Annotated in this window: 14 protein-coding genes; 3 read left to right on the top strand and 11 right to left on the bottom strand. The window is 37.0% G+C overall.

Annotation, left to right across the window (positions count from 1 at the left end):
• Positions 1 to 84: 84 nt before the first annotated feature.
• On the top strand, positions 85 to 903 hold the full coding sequence (locus ACM39_RS03525) for a GLPGLI family protein (RefSeq protein WP_048509650.1): 819 nt from the start codon (positions 85 to 87) through the stop codon (positions 901 to 903).
• Positions 904 to 1800: 897 nt separating this feature from the next.
• Here ACM39_RS03525 and ACM39_RS03520 read toward each other — a convergent pair.
• The 7 genes from ACM39_RS03520 to ACM39_RS03495 all read right to left on the bottom strand — a co-directional run bounded on the left by ACM39_RS03520 (position 1801) and on the right by ACM39_RS03495 (position 9542).
• A complete protein-coding gene (locus ACM39_RS03520) occupies positions 1801 to 2889 on the bottom strand; it encodes a fatty acid desaturase family protein (protein ID WP_048509649.1) in 1089 nt (362 codons plus the stop codon).
• A 386-nt stretch (positions 2890 to 3275) separates the two neighbouring features.
• Positions 3276 to 3605 carry a transposase gene (locus tag ACM39_RS03515; protein WP_048509648.1) on the bottom strand — a complete coding sequence of 110 codons (330 nt, stop codon included), beginning with the start codon at positions 3603 to 3605 and terminating at the stop codon, positions 3276 to 3278.
• Positions 3606 to 3705: 100 nt separating this feature from the next.
• Positions 3706 to 4140: a hypothetical protein gene (locus tag ACM39_RS03510; protein WP_048509647.1), complete on the bottom strand. Its 435-nt coding sequence runs from the start codon at positions 4138 to 4140 to the stop codon at positions 3706 to 3708.
• Between the two features lie 311 nt (positions 4141 to 4451).
• Complete coding sequence (locus ACM39_RS19525; protein WP_262483785.1) at positions 4452 to 4580, bottom strand: hypothetical protein; 129 nt, start codon at positions 4578 to 4580, stop codon at positions 4452 to 4454.
• Between the two features lie 63 nt (positions 4581 to 4643).
• The gene (locus tag ACM39_RS03505; RefSeq protein WP_048509646.1) at positions 4644 to 6110 is read right to left on the bottom strand and encodes a hypothetical protein; all 1467 of its coding nucleotides are present in this window, start codon (positions 6108 to 6110) and stop codon (positions 4644 to 4646) included.
• 710 nt (positions 6111 to 6820) lie between these two features.
• Positions 6821 to 7093, bottom strand: a complete 273-nt coding sequence (locus ACM39_RS03500; RefSeq protein ID WP_048509645.1) for a hypothetical protein — start codon at positions 7091 to 7093, stop codon at positions 6821 to 6823.
• A gap of 265 nt (positions 7094 to 7358) precedes the next feature.
• The gene (locus ACM39_RS03495; RefSeq protein WP_117590720.1) at positions 7359 to 9542 is read right to left on the bottom strand and encodes a fibrinogen-like YCDxxxxGGGW domain-containing protein; all 2184 of its coding nucleotides are present in this window, start codon (positions 9540 to 9542) and stop codon (positions 7359 to 7361) included.
• A gap of 422 nt (positions 9543 to 9964) precedes the next feature.
• Here ACM39_RS03495 and ACM39_RS03490 point away from each other — a divergent pair, with 422 nt between their 5' ends.
• Both ACM39_RS03490 and ACM39_RS03485 read left to right on the top strand, forming a co-directional pair.
• Positions 9965 to 11560 (top strand): helix-turn-helix transcriptional regulator, encoded by a 1596-nt coding sequence (locus tag ACM39_RS03490; protein WP_165585085.1) that lies wholly within the window; start codon positions 9965 to 9967, stop codon positions 11558 to 11560.
• Between the two features lie 102 nt (positions 11561 to 11662).
• Positions 11663 to 13255, top strand: coding sequence for a helix-turn-helix transcriptional regulator (locus ACM39_RS03485; protein ID WP_082140515.1), 1593 nt, complete (start codon positions 11663 to 11665; stop codon positions 13253 to 13255).
• Positions 13256 to 13392: 137 nt separating this feature from the next.
• Here the strand turns inward: ACM39_RS03485 and ACM39_RS03480 are convergent, their stop codons facing one another.
• The 4 genes from ACM39_RS03480 to ACM39_RS03460 form a co-directional block, all read right to left on the bottom strand.
• Positions 13393 to 14238: an SH3 domain-containing protein gene (locus ACM39_RS03480; protein ID WP_048509641.1), complete on the bottom strand. Its 846-nt coding sequence runs from the start codon at positions 14236 to 14238 to the stop codon at positions 13393 to 13395.
• Positions 14239 to 14254: 16 nt separating this feature from the next.
• Positions 14255 to 15082 (bottom strand): 50S ribosomal protein L11 methyltransferase, encoded by an 828-nt coding sequence (gene prmA / locus ACM39_RS03475; RefSeq protein WP_048509640.1) that lies wholly within the window; start codon positions 15080 to 15082, stop codon positions 14255 to 14257.
• Positions 15083 to 15457: 375 nt separating this feature from the next.
• The gene (locus ACM39_RS03465) at positions 15458 to 16171 is read right to left on the bottom strand and encodes a 3-ketoacyl-ACP reductase (RefSeq protein WP_048509638.1); all 714 of its coding nucleotides are present in this window, start codon (positions 16169 to 16171) and stop codon (positions 15458 to 15460) included.
• A 193-nt stretch (positions 16172 to 16364) separates the two neighbouring features.
• A complete protein-coding gene (locus ACM39_RS03460; protein ID WP_048509637.1) occupies positions 16365 to 17948 on the bottom strand; it encodes a calcineurin-like phosphoesterase C-terminal domain-containing protein in 1584 nt (527 codons plus the stop codon).
• Positions 17949 to 17972: the final 24 nt, after the last annotated feature.

Below are 17972 nucleotides of genomic sequence, written 5' to 3'. Positions count from 1 at the left end.
ACTTTTGAAAAGTTACTTGTTTAATTACAATTAAAACAGAGTGTATACAAAGTTTTTTTGAACGTTTCTTGTAAATGATAAATTATGAATTTTATAAAAAAACAAACTTTAACAATTATATTTTTATTCATTTTCTCTATTTCGTTTTCTCAGACAGCTATGAGTGATTCTTTAAGGGGTGAATTTACCTATTTACTTCAGTACAAGCCTAATACTCTAAATCGAGATTACATTATCAAAGAACTATATTCATTACAAATAACCGATAAACGTTCTTTTTTCAGTAGTGAAAATAAACTGAAATTTGATTCTGCTTTTTCAGCAGCATATAATAAAAAAAGTAATGTTATTGATTTAAGTGGTATTCCTGCCTCGAGGTCTAACTTTTTAATTATTCAAACAAATGAAAATTCAGAATTTTACGAATCAGTAGGGATGACCCTGCTATCATACAATAGTCCAGTAATTCGTAATTGGAAGCTAATTAATGAGACAAAAGTAATTAACTCTATTAACTGTAAAAAAGCAGAAGTAAATTATAAAGGTAGAGACTGGATAGCTTGGTATTCAACCGAAATTCCTTTTCTTTATGGTCCATACAAATTCAGTGGTCTGCCTGGATTAATCGTAAAAATAACTGACAAAACCGGAGATTATGATTATGAATTAGTAAAATCAGTATCTAGTTCTAAATTAAAAGGTAAAACCATTACAATAAAAAAAGTACGATACCAAGGGGCTAAGTTAGTCACACAAAAAGAATTATCAGAAGCAAGAGCAAATTTTAGAGCAAATGCCAAACGTGAGTTAGAAAGTATGGGTACTGTATTTTCACAAGACCAGACCAGACCAAAAATAAGTGAAACAGAGAAAAAAGGACATAACCCTATTGAACTAGAGTGATGAAAAAACGTATTTATTAATACTTTTGAGGTAGCAGAATTTTACACATAAATTAAAGCATATTTTAAGCATTGAAAACAGCTACTAACTGATTAAAATTCAATCCGCCATTTGCAACAATAAAAATATTGATTATCAATAAGTTAATATAAAATATACCTTATGTGTCATTACGAATATATAGATACTAAAATTCCCTCTGAAATTTGGAGGGAATTACTTGTTCTAAACACTGTATAAGGTCTATGCCTGTCTTTTGATTTATAAAGAATTTTTATCTGTAATAATAGCTTTATAATTTGGGTGTGTTCTGGAAAATCTCAACAACTCCTCAAAATACCTGTCATATCTCCTGTTTAGTGGAACTATTTTTACCAAGTCTTTAAATCCACCAACAGTTAACTAATCAAACCATGTTTCCAAAGTTACAGCCAAAGATTCTCCTATGAGTTCCCGTAGATGAGAGTTTATAAAATATTTAAGCATTTTTAAGGATTTACATTTTTTTTATGTTTGCACCATTAATCTAAAATGTAAAAATGACAGGAGTCTGCCTTCTAAGCAGACGGTCAAAGGTTCGAATCCTTTCGCGCTCACATAAAGAGACAACTATTTGATAGTTGTCTCTTTTTTTTATATTATACAAATACATGCCCCAAACTTTTACTATTGGGACATGTATAGTTTGATTTTAAAGCAGAATATTCCCTTTTTGTAAAAATACCACTTGGATCTTGAAAATTTTTTCTTATCTTTTTTCATACTCTTAAAGATAAAGAGTATAAAAAATCTGTACTAACAAAGGCAGCAACTCTATGATCCTTATTATAATAACTAAATAGAATTGTTAATTTGTGTAACTCTACTATTTAAAAAGTTTGAATTTTTATACTTTCGTTAATTGGCTTTCGCTTCTTTGCCAAATTTTTTCAGCGTTAGAAAATGCGAGCGCAGCGCAGATAAAAAGCTCTTATTTTCATTGTAAGGCAAATTAAACTCCATCGCTGTCTTCTTCACAATAACAGAGATCTCTCCATAATGTATATGACAGACTTTAGGAAACAGGTGATGCTCGATCTGCCTGTTCAATCCACCAAGGAAAAATGCCGCGAGCTTATTGTGCGTTGCAAAATTCGCTGTTGTACGCATCTGGTGCTCCGCCCAGGCTTCCTCCATCTGCCCGGCTTCGTTAGGCACCGGGAAATTGGTACCTTCAACAACGTGGGCCAGCTGAAATACCAGTCCCATCGTCAAGCCTTCGGCAATATGCAAAAGCAGAAAGCCGATCAAAAACTGCCACCAGCTTACATCCAGCACCAATAGCGGTAATACAATAAAAAGGAAGTAATAGAGCGTTTTATAAAAAAATAAATTGAAATACTCCAGCTTAGGATGTTTGCTCTGATGTGTGCCAATTTTTTTCTGGAAAAATTTCGCATAATCCTTACGGAACACCCATGACAGAGAGGCCAGACTGTAAAGCGGAAAAGCATACCAATGCTGGTATCGCTGAATGCGATTCACTTGGTCTTCTTCAGCAATCCGGATTAATCCCGGCGCTACCTCAATATCCTCATCATGCCCGGGAATATTTGTATAAGTGTGGTGAACCACATTGTGGGTGATGCTCCAAACATAAGGATTGGCTCCAATCAGATTAAAAATAAACCCAAACAGTTTATTCACTTTTTTATTACCGGAAAGGGCGCCATGTATAGCGTCGTGACATATATTGAAGCCTACAAAGGCACTGAACATACCCAGAACTGCTGCAAGTGGTAAAAGCATCCAGATAGGCAACGGGCCCAAAATAATTATAAGGTAAATTCCGGTGAAACCTGCAAGGAAAAATACACTTTTACCCCACATGTGGGCATTGGCATGTTGACTTAATTGATGCTGACTGAAAAACTGATCTACTCTGCTCCTGAGAGTTGCATAAAAACGAGAACCAGAAGCTGATGAGAATTTTACTTTTTGTGACATAAGATATCTTGTTTGATCTACCTGACGCGAACAAACAGATGTGCTAAAATCGGGTGTTGGAATAAGGAGGGTATTAAGTTTTCCGGCACATTACCGGATTCTATATCTATATAACGCATTAATTGTTAATTTATTATATCTTCATTAAACGCACAGCTGTAAGATTATGTCATTATCTGAATTGATTGCGTTTTATATCTTATTATCTAAATAAAGACGGACAGAACATTAATATATCTCGTTCGTCAGAATGACCCAGAAAGGATTCTACTTTAAAACATAATGTTATATTATTATAAATCAATAAAATACACTCCAATCATTTGAATGTATCGAGTTTAATATCCTTTCTTTTTTTAATATCCACCTTACTCAATAGTAAGAGCCTATGTTATATTATATATTTTTTTCCATTTTGCTATAGTATTTCGGCTCAATTTGAAATGATTTGCCAATTGAGTATTATTTAATTTTTGTTTTTTTTGATAATCTAAAATCTCGAGTATCGTTTTCCTGTCGTATGAACGATGCTGCTGATTAAAATTCAGAATTTCTTTATCTTTTTTATTGAAAAGTCTTTGATTTAGTTTAATAACATCTAACATTGTAAAGTTTTCCTTACATAATATCGGAAGATATTCTTGTTTCTTTTCAGGAAATTTTTCATTAATCAAATCTGTATAAATACTTCTGTAATCCGGTTTTATTTTTTCCATAGTGTTTTCTAGCCATAGTTCAGTTCTCTTTTCTTTCAAAAAATCAAAATACCAAGAGCGCTATTATGTAATTTCCTGTTTCCATTATTACATTTGATTCTCAATATTTTTTCATCCATTTATAAAGGGTAGTTTTGGGTATCTTATATTTATCCATAACCTGCCGCATTGTCATTTCCCTTTTTCTGATTTTTTCTAACATAAATTCTATAATTTCTTTTGTATAAAGGTTCTTTCGAAATTGAGGAAGTGTGGATTTCTTTTTATTCTCTTCCGTGGTTTTATTGTAATCTACAGACGAAGGAGGAGCATACAGAATTAAATGCTGGGAATAGAGTCTGAAAAAATCATATTCCAGGAGCCTGCTCCATTTCAGCAAAACATCCGTCGGCAGATCTTTCTGTGAAAACATATGTTCTGCTTCCTGTACTGTGCACGCAAGGAGATTGCAGATACGGGATATTTCTATTTCTGATTCCGCGACACGCTTTTTAATCAGTGTACCTATATGTATATCTCTAAAGTGATGATCCATTTTTCTACAATTGTTTATTATTATGTATTTGTGTTGATTGCCCAGGGATTTTCCGGATGTGCTTAGCATTTACCCTATCATTTTCACATTCAGGAAACAGAACGGCTCCCAATCCCTATCAGGTTTTGTTTATTTCATAATACCAAACATCTGCGGGATAAAAATTAAAGCCTTCTTGCAATATTTCCAGAACTTCTTTTGGGGAAATGCGGTACTACTTTTTATATGTCGACAACATCCTTTATAAAAATCCCCAACCTGAAGCAATTTTAGAGTAAAAAATTATGAAAGAAAATTACCGGATTGGGGACTTAGTGTGTACTTCCAAAGAAAATCCTTTGACTTTTTTTATATCCTTTTTCATCTTCACCTGCTGATATGGCAATAGCTTTCACTCCTTTTGCCTTCACGGTTTCATAATTCCCGGGGAGCTGCTGCAATAGGTTTTCACATGTATACCTGTCAGGCTTTTTTGGAAACCTGACAGGTATTCTGTGTATAAATTAAAATGCTCTCCAGCCGGCATCACCCTGCGTGCCGTCACCGTTTGCATCGTTCACATACATCTCGCCACGCCCTGTTGTCGTGTTATAGCGCAATGTGCCGAATGCTGCTGTTGCCGGTCTTTGGGCCGTTGTACCCACCGGCACTTTCATACCGTCTGTCCCTTCTACTTCTAGGGTTAAATCGGGTTTGGTCGTGTGTCTGCCGCCTATTTTCGTTTTACCGCTTTTAAGGATGGTAAGGGCGTTGCTATTAGAAGTCGTCATACTATTTCCTATCTGGAATAAAGCATCTGTCGGTTCAAAATCAGATTCAGCGGAGGCAGTAGTGCGTATTGCATTGCCAACCCCTATTACAATTTCATAATGGGACGCCGCCACCAGATTAGTACCCATAGCGAATGAAAGTCTTCCATTGGCGTGTGTGTAATAACCCATAGCAGTTGAATTCCACCCGTTGGCTTCTGTAGCAAAACCCATTGCGGTTGAAGAATATCCGTTAGCTTTTGTTTGTAAACCTGCAGCAAATGAGTAATCTCCGGTTGCCACTCCCCCTCTATTCACTGCAAATGAAGAGAGGCCGCTGGCGATTGTGTTTTCACCCATAGCGACTGAACCATTTCCGATGGCCTCTGTATTATGACCCGTAGCAATTGCACTTTGTCCGGAGGCAGTGCTGACAACACCCAGAGCTACTGAACCAAATCCAGTGGCATGTGTTTGATACCCCATAGCAAATGTATTTCTTGCGCTGGCGTTTGTGTATTCGCCCATAGCGACTGCACCTTGTCCGGTAGCGGTTGTATTAAAGCCCATTGCTACAGCACCGGCGCTGCCATCTTCGGGAATGCTGCCCAAGCCAGCAGTTGTTTCATAACCCATTGCAATTGAGCCTAATCCGTTAGATTTAGTACGAGTACCAAAAGCTACCGAATTCACGCCTATTGGTGATGTACCGTTTAGTTCTTCTGCGTGTGGCACTCCCCCGCGAACAGCACCACGCACATCTAATTTTGCGATTGGGTTGGCAGTTGAGAAATCTCCCAGACCTAAATTACCGTTCTGGTAGATGTTTTGGTTGTTGGCCGTGGCAGGGGTGGTGGTAGATTCCACATTCCACGGTTCCAAACCAGCTGCGGCACCTTTGAAGGCCTGCCATATTTCGCCATCAAAATAATAATAGCCCAAAGCGGTCACGTTTGCGGTTTTGGTTGTGGTATCTGCTGCTGCCAAAGCCTCGGTAACATACACGATGGTTCCGGACTGCGGCGTCTCATACAGCCCGTCTTTGGCTTTCAGATCAGAGCCTTTTAATCTCGGGGCGATTAAGCCGTCCACTTTGGTAAGGTCTGCCGGTTTTGCTGTAATGTCCAGCGTTGCCTTAGGTGTTTCAGTATTGATGCCCACCTGAGCGTAGGCGACAGCTGAGCTTATTAAAGCTCCTAAAAGAATGATGTTTTTTTTCATTGTTTGTATATTGATTTTTTTATCCTAAAAAGTGTTCTTCGGGTTATCTCAGTAGCAGTATATTATTATTTCTGCTTCCTGTACGGTAAAAAAACGGTTTGATTTTTAGCTTGGTGTGAAACATGTGCTACCCAAGCCATTACGGCATATCTGCATATTGCTTATACGTATGGCCGCATTTCCCAGTCGGGAAAATGGAAATTTTCAAAAATTAAAAAGGGCATTGTGTTTTTTTGCGTTGTTAATAAGTTACAAATTGTTCATTCTATTTTTTCAAATCTTTCAGCATCAATGCTGATAATAATTTGCTGGTACCTATAAAAAGCAGTCTCGTGACAGACTACTTATTATTTAATACATTTAATCGTTGAAAGCTCATCATTTGTCTTCTAGAATCTTTGCCTGGCAGGAACTAAACTAAACCGCTTCCGGAATCCTTAAATGCGACTGCAATATTATAAGACTTACATATAAGGTACAATATATTGATGCGGGAATTATTGAAATACTCTCTTTTTTCCGGCAACTTTAACGGGTGATAAGAAAAACAAACAAAACACTGTTTATCAATTATTTAAACAATTAAAAACATGATAAATACAGTATTTATCGTAACAAATTACCAGTTGGAAGATGACCTGTGAAAAATGTCTCAAAAAAAATCATCTTTCCGTAAAAGTTTGACAATATACCCAAAATCCTCAAACAGCTTATAACAATATCAGATGGTTTCCAATCCTGATAATTTTAAGGGACGGATATAAGGTGTATTTTTCAGCGGAGATAAAAACTCCCCTCAAGCCTGAAATGGTAAAGTGCCTTATTTCCAAGAAATCAATTATGCAGGAAACCAGCATAGAAAGACAGACACGGAATGCTATGCCATTATCATGCTTCACATCTTCCTGCAAGTGCTGGCTCCAAGTAACCGGAGGATAAACATTTCCGGGAGTACATTCTGAAAAAGCATATCTCAGGAGCATTGCCCATTCCTGAAATACTGTCTCATTATATTTTTATAAAATTGCAGAAGGCGGGATATTTCTATCCCGCCTTTGCAACCCCTTTCCACTCATTGTCCTGGGTGGATATTTTTGTAATCCATCATTGTTATTACTTTCACCGGAACAATTCCGATGCTACTTATCTGCAATGAATCTCCTGTTGAGGCTTTTTGACTGCCCTGCGAAGGTTTGTCCAGTCGTTTACAGAATGGTGCATTTCAGCTATCAGTCACAGACCATTGCCTTACTTCACGTAAAGCTGAAGAATCCGTCCTTCATAATTGCCGCTTCTCAGGTTGAAGTTATGAGGTCTCCAGTTTGACCATCCCTGCGTACAGTCTGATGCTCCTCCAAAATCGTCTGAACTGTTGCCGCAGGTACCAATATGATGGTTCAGCTGCCGCTCACTATTAATATACAAACCAAACAAGTCGTTGATATCGTATTTTTTAAACGTGAACGTTTTGGATGGATCAGAAGTATAGGTATACGTCACATTGTTCGCAGGAATGTCTGTGGCAACATAGCTTCGGGCTCCATAAAAACCGGTAAAGAAACCTGTAGAATTATAATATCCCGGAACACTTACCCGGAAAGCAGTTCCGTTGAAAAAATAATTAGAATTCGATGCAGATGGTTTCGTCAAAGGTATATTGAAAATTTTACCTTCTTCTACATTATTCTGGCTTACATAATTACCTGTATACGGGTTTCCTCCGCCAATACTGTTGACATTCAGGTAATTTTCTTTTGCCCAGCCATCATTGACAGGTGCCGTCGTACTGTTTTCAACATCCGTAAGTGCAGTCCCTGTATGCCCCTGCTGTTTTATAATCATTCTTACCTCTTTTGCAGGGTTATTATTGCTTATGTTATTCGTTACCGAAGCAGGAAGGGAGAAATTATACTCGTTGAAAACACCCGTTTGCGTGGTAACAGTATTTACTGCCGTCTGAGCTCCTAAAGCAAAATTCTGTGTCTTATCTATGACAAGCATTTGTCTTTCAGAACGGGAGTTAATCAGCGTCCATCCTCCGTTGCTCATATCACAGTAGGTTTTGAATTTATTGTTGGAAGTATCTTTTATCCAGTAGTATCCGTCGGCTGTGCTTCCTGCATTCATAATTTCAAGGCATCTGTTGGCCGGATTTGCAAAAGTACCCACCGAAGATGCTACCGCGACAGATATGGAACAGGCCGATGACCCCGGAGCCGTAAAGCTGTAGGAATTGGTTCCTGTACTAACCGGTGTTCCTGAACCGTACAGTCTGACGGACGTAGTAGAGGCATCTACTATAATACTTCCTGAAGAGAATTTAATACCATTGATAACAGCTGTTTCTACCGTTGCTGCTCCCGGAGTTGTAACAGCGGTAACCGGAACATCTATATAATCTGACCCGTCTAAAGCTATTCCCTGGAGATAAGTTCCGTGTAGAGTGGCTCCGGCACAATTCACGGTAAACTCTGTCGTGCTGCCTTCCACATTGATACCCGGAAGCGTACAGGGTGGCGATACGTTTATTCCGTTGAACACAACAGAAGATACGGCATCTGTCTGTGGCCCGTTCGTAGGCGCTCCCTGCCCTTCCAGAACGATATTCACCGTTCCTGTTTCAGTAAAAGTCCCTGATTTGCTAAAAGAATATCCGTTGTTGGTTTTTACCAGAATGGTATAAGTTCCCGGGGAAGTAACATTCAGTTTAAGCGTATATGTATTGGCCGCGTTTAGTGAGGTTCCTTTTTTGTAAGTCCCGGCAGGCCCGCTCGGCTCAGTACAGTCTACAAGATTAAATGTTGCAGGGTCGAGCGTACCGCAAAGGCTCAGCCATTTTGAAGCTGTGCTGTCATAGTAGTTGAAACAGTTGGTAGATACGTTATAAATAAGCAATCCGTTGGCAAGTGTTGCCGGGATAGCATCTCTTTGCTCCGTCGTTAATCTCGGAAGCAAAACGCCTTTTGTACTGGAAGCAACATCCAGTTGCGCATTGGTGTCTATGGTAGAAGAGCCTACGCCTATCTGCCCTGTCTGGTAGATGTTTTCTGAATTGGTGGTAGCTCCGGTGCCGGTGGTTTTGCTGTACCAAGGCTCTTCATTTCCTCTTCCGAAGATTTGCCATACTCCCGCTACAGCATCATAATAAAAGTACCCCGACCGGGTTAAATTTATGGTTTTGTCTGTAGGGTCTGTCACTGCTGAAGTTACATACACCAGCGTGCCGTTTTGATCATTTCCGTAAGCAGTGTCTTTCGCTGCAAGTTCATCGCCTGTCAGTTTTGGAGCGATAATGCCGTCGGGCGATGTTATTTCACTGTTTTTCCCTACAACCTGTAAAGTTGCCTTAGGCGTTTCAGTATTGATACCAATCTGCCCGGAAGCGTTGATGCCCGCTATAAGAAGCATTAATAAAAATTGGATTCTTCTCATGTGTTTAATATTAAATTATCTTTATTTTCATGTGGATTTCAGGTTGTATTAGTTAGATTATCAATTACTGAATAGACCTACCCCAATAGGCTCTGCCAAATTTTCAGCTTGGCGATTGCAATATGATGTGCAAAACATCAACTCTTAACATATTATATACACCTGCAATATTATAATACTGATAATCTAAGCGCAACACAATAATGCGGTAATTATTGAAATGGTCTCTATTTTTTTTGTAACTTTAATACATTGTAAAAAAGCATACAAAATATTGTTTTTCAATAATTTACACCACTAAAAAACACGATAAATACGGTATTTTACGCAACATATTCACAAGTAGAAATAGGGATTTTTTATCTTTACCGGAAAAATACACAACAGGCTTACCATAGTCTGAAATAATGAAAAAAATAATTATGAAAAATTTTTTATTATCTCTTTTATTTCTGACCTTCTTTTTTCAGATATGCGGTGCACAGCATAAACCGCTGAATGAAAACGAAATTCAAAAACAGTATGATTATCTTGCCCAGCAAGAACATAATGAGAAATACTTTAAAGCAGTACTCCTGCTATATAAAGCCTCACAAAAAATAAATTATCAAGAAGGAATAATAAGAGGAGCCGATAAGCTAACAGACTATTATTTTACGGTAGGTGACTATCAAAAAGCAATAACCTTTAATGAAGAAGCCAAAAAACTTGCAGAAAAACTTGGGGATGCCAAAGCTCTTTCTAATGTCCATAATAATAGAAGCGTATTCTATTCTATGCAAGGTTTTGAGACAGAATCCTTCAAGGAAAATAGGCTGTCTCTAAAGTTTGCCGGGCAAATCAAAGATCCCGATCAGCGGCATTTTTCTCTTTCTATGGCATATAATAATATGGCTGCACGATATACAACCTTTAAAAAACCCAAAGATTCTATATTATTATATCTAAAAAAAAGCCTGAATGAAGCCGAACAAATAAATGATGCTAAAAAATGGTATGTAATAAAATATGACAGGCTTATATTTCAGAACAGCAATATAGGAAATTTTTATACCGGTGTACATACACCTCCCAGACTGGATCTGGCAGAGCCCTATTACTTAAAGGCATTAGAATATCAAAAGGCACATCCTGAAATTTCCAAAAAAACAAAGATGCAGGGACTGAATTTTGCCGGAAGATTTTATGTGGAAAAAGGGAATTACAAAAAAGCCACAGAACTTTCGCAGGAAGTCCTCGAGCTGGAAAAAAATAACAAGAATCCAAGGGAAAGAATGATTGCTTATATGAATCTTGCCAATTCCTATGAAGAACTGAAAGACACGGCTCTTCAGGCTAAATATACAAGTTTGTTTTCTTATCTGAATGACAGCCTCAATATGACCGCCAAATTAAGCGTGAATAAAGGCTCCCAACAGATCATGTCAGTTGAAAAAAATAAATTCTCTCAAACCACCCGGAATATCATCTGGGTGGTAGCAGGAGCATTACTGCTTATCGCAACAGCAACATATATATCATGGAAAAATACCAATAAAAAGCTTTATACAAAATATGAAGCCCTGATAAAAAAAATCAGCTTTGAAAAAGAAAAGAAAGTAACTACTTCCTCTGAAATGAAAAGGAATTCTTCCTTCAATATTCCTGATGAAACGGTATCTGCACTGCTCGCCAAGCTGGAAAAATTTGAAAATACGGAGAAATACCTGAAAAAAGGAACTGATCTTTCTTCACTTGCCCATCAGCTGAATACCAACCCCAAGTATCTTTCCGAGGTGATAAAACAACATAAAGGAAAAAACTTTAACAGCTATATCAACGGTCTCAAAATAAACTATATTACAAAAAAACTGTACGAAGATTCGCAATACAGGCAGTATAAAATAAGTCATCTTGCCGAATTGTGCGGGTTTTCTTCACGGGATGTTTTTACTTCTACCTTTAAGAAAGAGACAGGTATGAGCCCGTCCTATATCATATCCCAGCTGAATAATGAAAAAAATGAAACGAAAGAATAAATGCGGTTGCATTACCATTTCCTAACATTCTAAAAGATGTATTAGCTTTCATCTTTACTAAAGATACACCTAAAGTAGACCAGCCGTCAATAAAAACATATCATGAAAAATATTCTATTCTCTTTTTTATTTTTTGCCTTCTTTTTTCAGCTATGTAGTGCACAAAGCACTCCTGTGACTGAAAAGGAAATCCAAAAACAGTATGACCACCTTGATCAACAAGAAACCAGTGACGAAAACTTCAAAGTAATACAACAGTTATATACAACCTCACAAAAATTACATTATAAGGAAGGAATAACAAGAGGAGCCTATACATTAGCAAATTATTATATTAATAAAAGTGACTATCAAAAAGCAACAGACTTCAACGAAGAAGCCAAAAAACTTGCAGAAAAACTTGGGGACACTGGAGCTCTATTTGCCGTTCACAACAATAAAAGCAGAATCTATGCTGCACAGGGACTGGAAGCAGAATCCTTCAAAGAAAACCATTTATCAATAACATCCGCACGACAGATCAAAGATCCCGATCTGCGGCATTATACTATTTCCATAGCCTATCAGAACATAGCCGGTAATTATGAAAGTTTTAAAAAACCGCAAGACTCGGTATTATTATACCTAAAAAAAAGTCTCGGGGAAACTGAGCAGATGGGTGACGGCAAAAAATGGTACCTTAAAAAATACGATATGATTATATTCCTGAACATCAGTATAGGAAATTTTTATACCGGTATACATACTCCTCCCAGACTGGACCTTGCAGAGCCCTATTATCTAAAAGCATTAGGATATCAAAAAACACATCCTGAAGTTTTCAAAATTTCGGACATACAGGTACTAAGCTCTGCAGGAAGATTTTATGTGGAAAAAGGAGATTACAAAAAAGCCATAGAACTTTCACAGGGAGCCCTTGAGCTGGAGAAAAAGAAAAAAAATCCAAGGGAAAGAATGATTGCTTATGCAAATCTTGCCAACGCCTATGAAAAGCTGAAAGATGTAGCCCAGCAGGCTAAATATACAGGCTTGTATGCTGGATTGAGCGACAGTCTCAGTGTAGTGGCCAAAAAAAGTTTAGATAATAGCTCACAGCAGCTTGTTTCAGTAGAAAAAAACACCTATTCCCAAACCACTAGCAATATCATTTGGGCTGCAGCAGGATTATTGCTGCTTACTGCAATAGCAGCCTATATATTCCAGAGAAGGAGTAGTAAAAAGCTTCATAAAAATTATGAAGCCCTGATAAAAAAAATCCACTCCGAAAAGGATAAAAAAGTATACACAAATAATTCGTCCGAAATAAAAAGACCTTCTTTTTCCAACATTCCGGACGAAACCGTATCTGTACTGCTCTCCAAGCTGGAAAAATTTGAAAATACGGAGAAATACCTGAAAAAAGGAATTGATCTTTCTTCACTTGCCCATCAAATGGATACTAACCCTAAATATCTTTCTGAAGTGATAAAACAACACAAAGGAAAAAACTTTAACAGCTATATCAACGGTCTCAAAATAGATTATATCACAAGAAAACTGTACGAAAATCCACAATACAGGCTATATAAAATAAGCCATCTTGCTGAGCTGTGCGGGTTTTCTTCGCGGGATGTTTTTGCCTCCACATTTAAGAAAGAAACAGGCGTTAGCCCATCCTATACTATATCACAGCTTAATAACGAAAAAATGAACTGAAAAACATCATATAATTCCTTTGAAAGATAATATCGAATCTTTAGTCTGAAAACAGCAGAAATAATATGACAATCATCTTCATTATTATAAAAAAACCACCGTAAATATACAGTGGCCCTTATTCTATCATTAAAACCTTATTTCAATTTATAAGAATTTCCGTCCCAAAGATAAGTTTTCGAAGAACGTTTTTTCTTTTGCCTGTCTTTATCATCTTTTTCCATTTCTTCCATTTTAAAAATAAAAGCATTTGAAATTCCGCCTTTATCATTGGGAAAAATAAATTCTTCGGAATGATAGTAAATATCAGCATCACCCACATTCATCAATTGAGGTAAAACAATCAATTTCCTGTCCTTAAAAAGAATGTACTGGTCATAACCGGCTATTCCGCAAGCCTCCCCGGAAACCATTGCTTTTAAGGTTAACTCTACATTTTGAAGCCGATGATTACTTTCAATATTAAATGTTCCGTAACTTAGACTTTCACCGGAACCGGTATCAAAGGAAATCTCATCAACCAAAGTATTTCCTTCAATCACTTTTACAGAAGCAATATTTTGCTTAATGATAACATCAGGATACTCTTTATCTTTTTTATTTACGGTTTTTGTCAATCCAAAAAGAAAGTCGAATCCGTTTTTATTCCTGTAACCGACGCAAAGATTTCCACCCCAAAGATAACCTTCAGAAGACTTATCTCCTTTCTGATAGGATATTTTGTACCAATTTGAGCTTCTTTCTCCTAATTTGAGAATAGTTTCGTCTTGTTTAAGAATTAAAACCTGCTGATTTTCCTGTAAAGAATCCAGAATTTGTGAGTCAACATTTGGTGACTGTCTCACTCTGGCCCAATCTGTAAATATTTTTTGTGTTGTATGTTCTTCAAAATTGAAAATCCCGTTAGCATAAACAATTTCCTGTTCCTGCGCTACAACAACCTGAATTAAGCAGAAAAATAAAACGGTAAATAAAGATTTCATATACTATTCCGTTTCATTATTTTTCAAGCAACAAACTTACCCATTCTTCCCTTTGAAGCTGTTTTTCAAGCTCTAGGCCGTTCTCTTTACAAACTTCCAGAATATCATCAACATCGAAGAAGCACAATCCGGAAAGCAATAGTTTCCCACCCTCATTCAAAACGGAAACATAAGCCGGAATATCAGAAATCAGAATATTTCTATTAATGTTTGCCAAAATAATATCATAATTTTCTTTTCCTAAATTTTCAGCAGTTCCCTGCTCGATATCCAATTCAACGCTGTTTCTTACAGCATTTTCTTTTGAATTTTCAACTGACCATTCATCGATATCAATCGCCTTGGTATCTCCGGCTCCCTGTTGCTTTGCATAAATTGCCAAAACCGAGGTTCCACAGCCCATATCCAGGACTTTTTTGCCATTGAAATCAATATCCATCATTTGCTGAATCATCAGATGGGTTGTCGGATGATGTCCAGTTCCGAAAGACATTTTCGGCTGAATAACAATCTCGTGCATTCCCGGAACAGATTCATGGAATTCTGCCCTGATTAATACTTTGTCATCTATGTTAATAGGCTCGAAATTCTTTTCCCACTCTTCATTCCAATTGATATTTGGCATTTCTTTAAAAGTATATTCTATTTTCACGTTTTCATTTTCAAAAAGCGGAATTGCTTTCAGCTGATCTTCATTAAATATATCTTTCTGAATATATCCTAAAATACCTTCCAATTCTTCCGTGAAACTGTCAAAACCTATTTCGATAAGTTCTGCCATTAATATTTCGTTCCAGGGTTGAAGCGGTGAAATTTTGAAATCGAATTCTAAATAATTTTGCATGCGAATAATTTGTTGCAAAAATAAAATTACTTTTTTGATTTATTGTTTTTAAACGCAAAGAACACAAGGATTTTTTAGCTCCCTTTATGTTTTTAAGTACGTAAAGGTTGAATTGCGTTTGCAAACCTCCGGTCTGTACTGAGCAAAAAAATATTTTCACCACTCTGACAAAGGAAAAATCTATTTTAACAAAAAGCGAAAATACTCCTGAAAATTTTAGCCCCGATTGTAGTGGAAATCCTTTTTTGAAAAAAAAGATTGAAGCGAAAAGCGGGAAACAGCTTCAAAAAACCATAAATGATAAGTGTATGAATAAAAATTTATGAAATAAAAAAAAGCGGACTAAAAGCCCGCTCCTATTGATATTTTTTACAATTAAGGATTTGTAGAGAAAATAGAGCCATTCGCAATCAATGCTCTCCTGTTCATTTTCAGGATATCCCTCACCCATTCTGCGAAATCTTCAGGCTGAAGAACCGTTTCAGGGTTTCCGTCCGTCAAACCACCCTGAATAGACATATCCGAAGCAATTGTACTTGGAGTAAGGGTTATAACACGAATATTTTGCTTTCTCCATTCCGCCATCATTGACTGTGACAAAGAAACTACCGCTGCCTTTGAAGCTGCATAAGCCGACATATTCGGGCCACCTTTCAAGCCTGCTGTTGATGCTACATTTACAATATCACCTTCTCCTTTTGCCTTCATAAAGGGATGAACAGCTTTCGCTGTGTAATAAACACCGAAAAGATTTGTTTTAATTACCTGTTCCCAGGTTTCAGAAGGCATTTCTTCGATGGTTCCGAAATCACCGATACCGGCATTATTGATAAGAATATCTACTCCGCCGAGTTGGTCTGCTAAAGATTCTATCCCTGCCTTTACCTGGATTTCATTATCCACAGTAAAAACCGCATACCCGGCATTTACACCAAGATTTTTAATTTCTTCCACTGTCATTTTGAGGTTTTCCTCGTTTCTCCCCGTGATACCAACATTCACTCCTTCATGTGCCAATGCTAAAGCAACCGCTTTTCCAAGACCTCTTCCACCACCCGTTATAATGGCATTTTTCCCACTTATATTCATATTAATAATACTTTTTTCTTAATGCAAATTTACGAAAGAACATTTTTATAAAGCTGATGAATGCTCATTTTAATTACAACTTAATGATTGATAAAACAGATAATCCTATTTTATTCAACATTCCTAAACCCAGACAAAACCGACTTCACCTGAAGTCGGTTTCTATTGAAAGTATAGTAAAAAAATGAAAAAACTAAGGAATCAGAATCGCATTTTGAACGTCGAATTCTTCTGATGAAGAGAACTGGTTTCCGTACATATCCGTCGCTCTAACTTCAACTTTATGTTTTCCTAGTGTTAATTTATTTCCAAATGCTCCTTCCCAAATATGTTTTGATATTTCAGGGTTTGAAGGTCTTCTGCCCGGGAAAATATTTTGCGTTGTATCCCATTTGAATACTGACATTGCAAAATTTGGATCTATTGTTTCGTTATAATCCATTTCTTCCCATTTTCCGTTGTCAATTCTGTATTCTACTTTGTCTTTCCTGCTTCCCATGAAGAAATTAGCCAAAACTTTAGCCGAAGTTTTCGACGGAAAAGGAATTACTTTCGGAACATATAGTTTGATTTGATAATCCTCCGGTTTTCCGGCCGTTTTGTATTTAACTTTATACTGATTATCATTAAAACTGATAAAAGAATATCCTTTTGCCGTCCCGTCTCTCATAGTAGAAGTCGGTAACCCTATTTCATCTGATGTTCCTGACCACCAGTCACCGCAAGTGGTTCCTACATTATATTCATGCAAATCTTTCGCACCATTCCAGCCCGCTTGTTTTCCATAGAAAATTTGCTGCTGAATGTGAGTGTGAGCCGACAAAAGCAATACATTTGCAAACGGACTTAAAAAATCAAATAACTTCTGGCGATCAGCATTTCTAAAGTTATCTTCATTATTATGCTCCAGCGGAATGTGGAAAGAAACAACAATCAGTTTATTTTTGTCTACCAGTTTCAAGTCATTTTCGATGAACTGCAACTGATCTTCACGGAAACCTCCCCAATATCCTTTCCCATCTCTCGGATCCGGATACAAAATATCATCCAAAACGATAAAGTGAACGTTCCCATAGTTGAAAGAATAATTGGCAGGACCAAAATTCGATTCGAAAGTTTCATCCGAAAACAGATCTTCCTTCGCATCATAATTCATATCATGGTTACCCATTACGTTGTACCAAGGCAAACCGACTTCTTTCATCACATCTGCATAAGGTTTTTGTAAACTCAAATTATCACCCACCAAATCTCCTAAACTGATTCCGAAAACTGCATTTTTCTTGGTTGTTTTCACCTCATTTACAATTGCTCTTTTGAAATAATCCAATTGCTTTTCTGTATAAGGCTGGGGATCTCCGAAAACTAAAATATCGAAATTTTTGTTTTCGTTTTGTTTGTAAAGCCCAAAATTCAATTCTTTCGGAAGTTCACCCGTCGGTGCTGTACCTTTGTATTTAAAATCCGCCGGAGAACCTTTTGGCTTATACTGATAGTAATACTGAGGTAAGTTATTGCTATTTAAAGCTACCTGATAACCGGAGGGTTTAATAACAAAAACCGTTTGGTTTTCCTGAATTGGAAGACTATATCTGCCGTTTTTATCTGTCAGGACAACTTGAGCTCCGTTTGAAACAGCAACGCCTTCAATACCTTTTTCACGACTTTCTTTCTTCTGATTTTTATTGCTGTCTTCAAAAACATACCCCGAAACAGAAGCCTGAGAAAATGCCATTGCCGAAATCAATAAACAAGGCATTAAAAATTTTATTTTCATTTTACTTTTTGATTGTTTAGTTAT

The organism is Chryseobacterium sp. FH2 (assembly GCF_001045455.1).
Classification (GTDB): Bacteria; Bacteroidota; Bacteroidia; order Flavobacteriales; family Weeksellaceae; genus Chryseobacterium.
The sequence above is the reverse complement of the archived record's forward strand: the minus strand, read 5'-3'. Positions and strand labels throughout refer to the sequence as shown.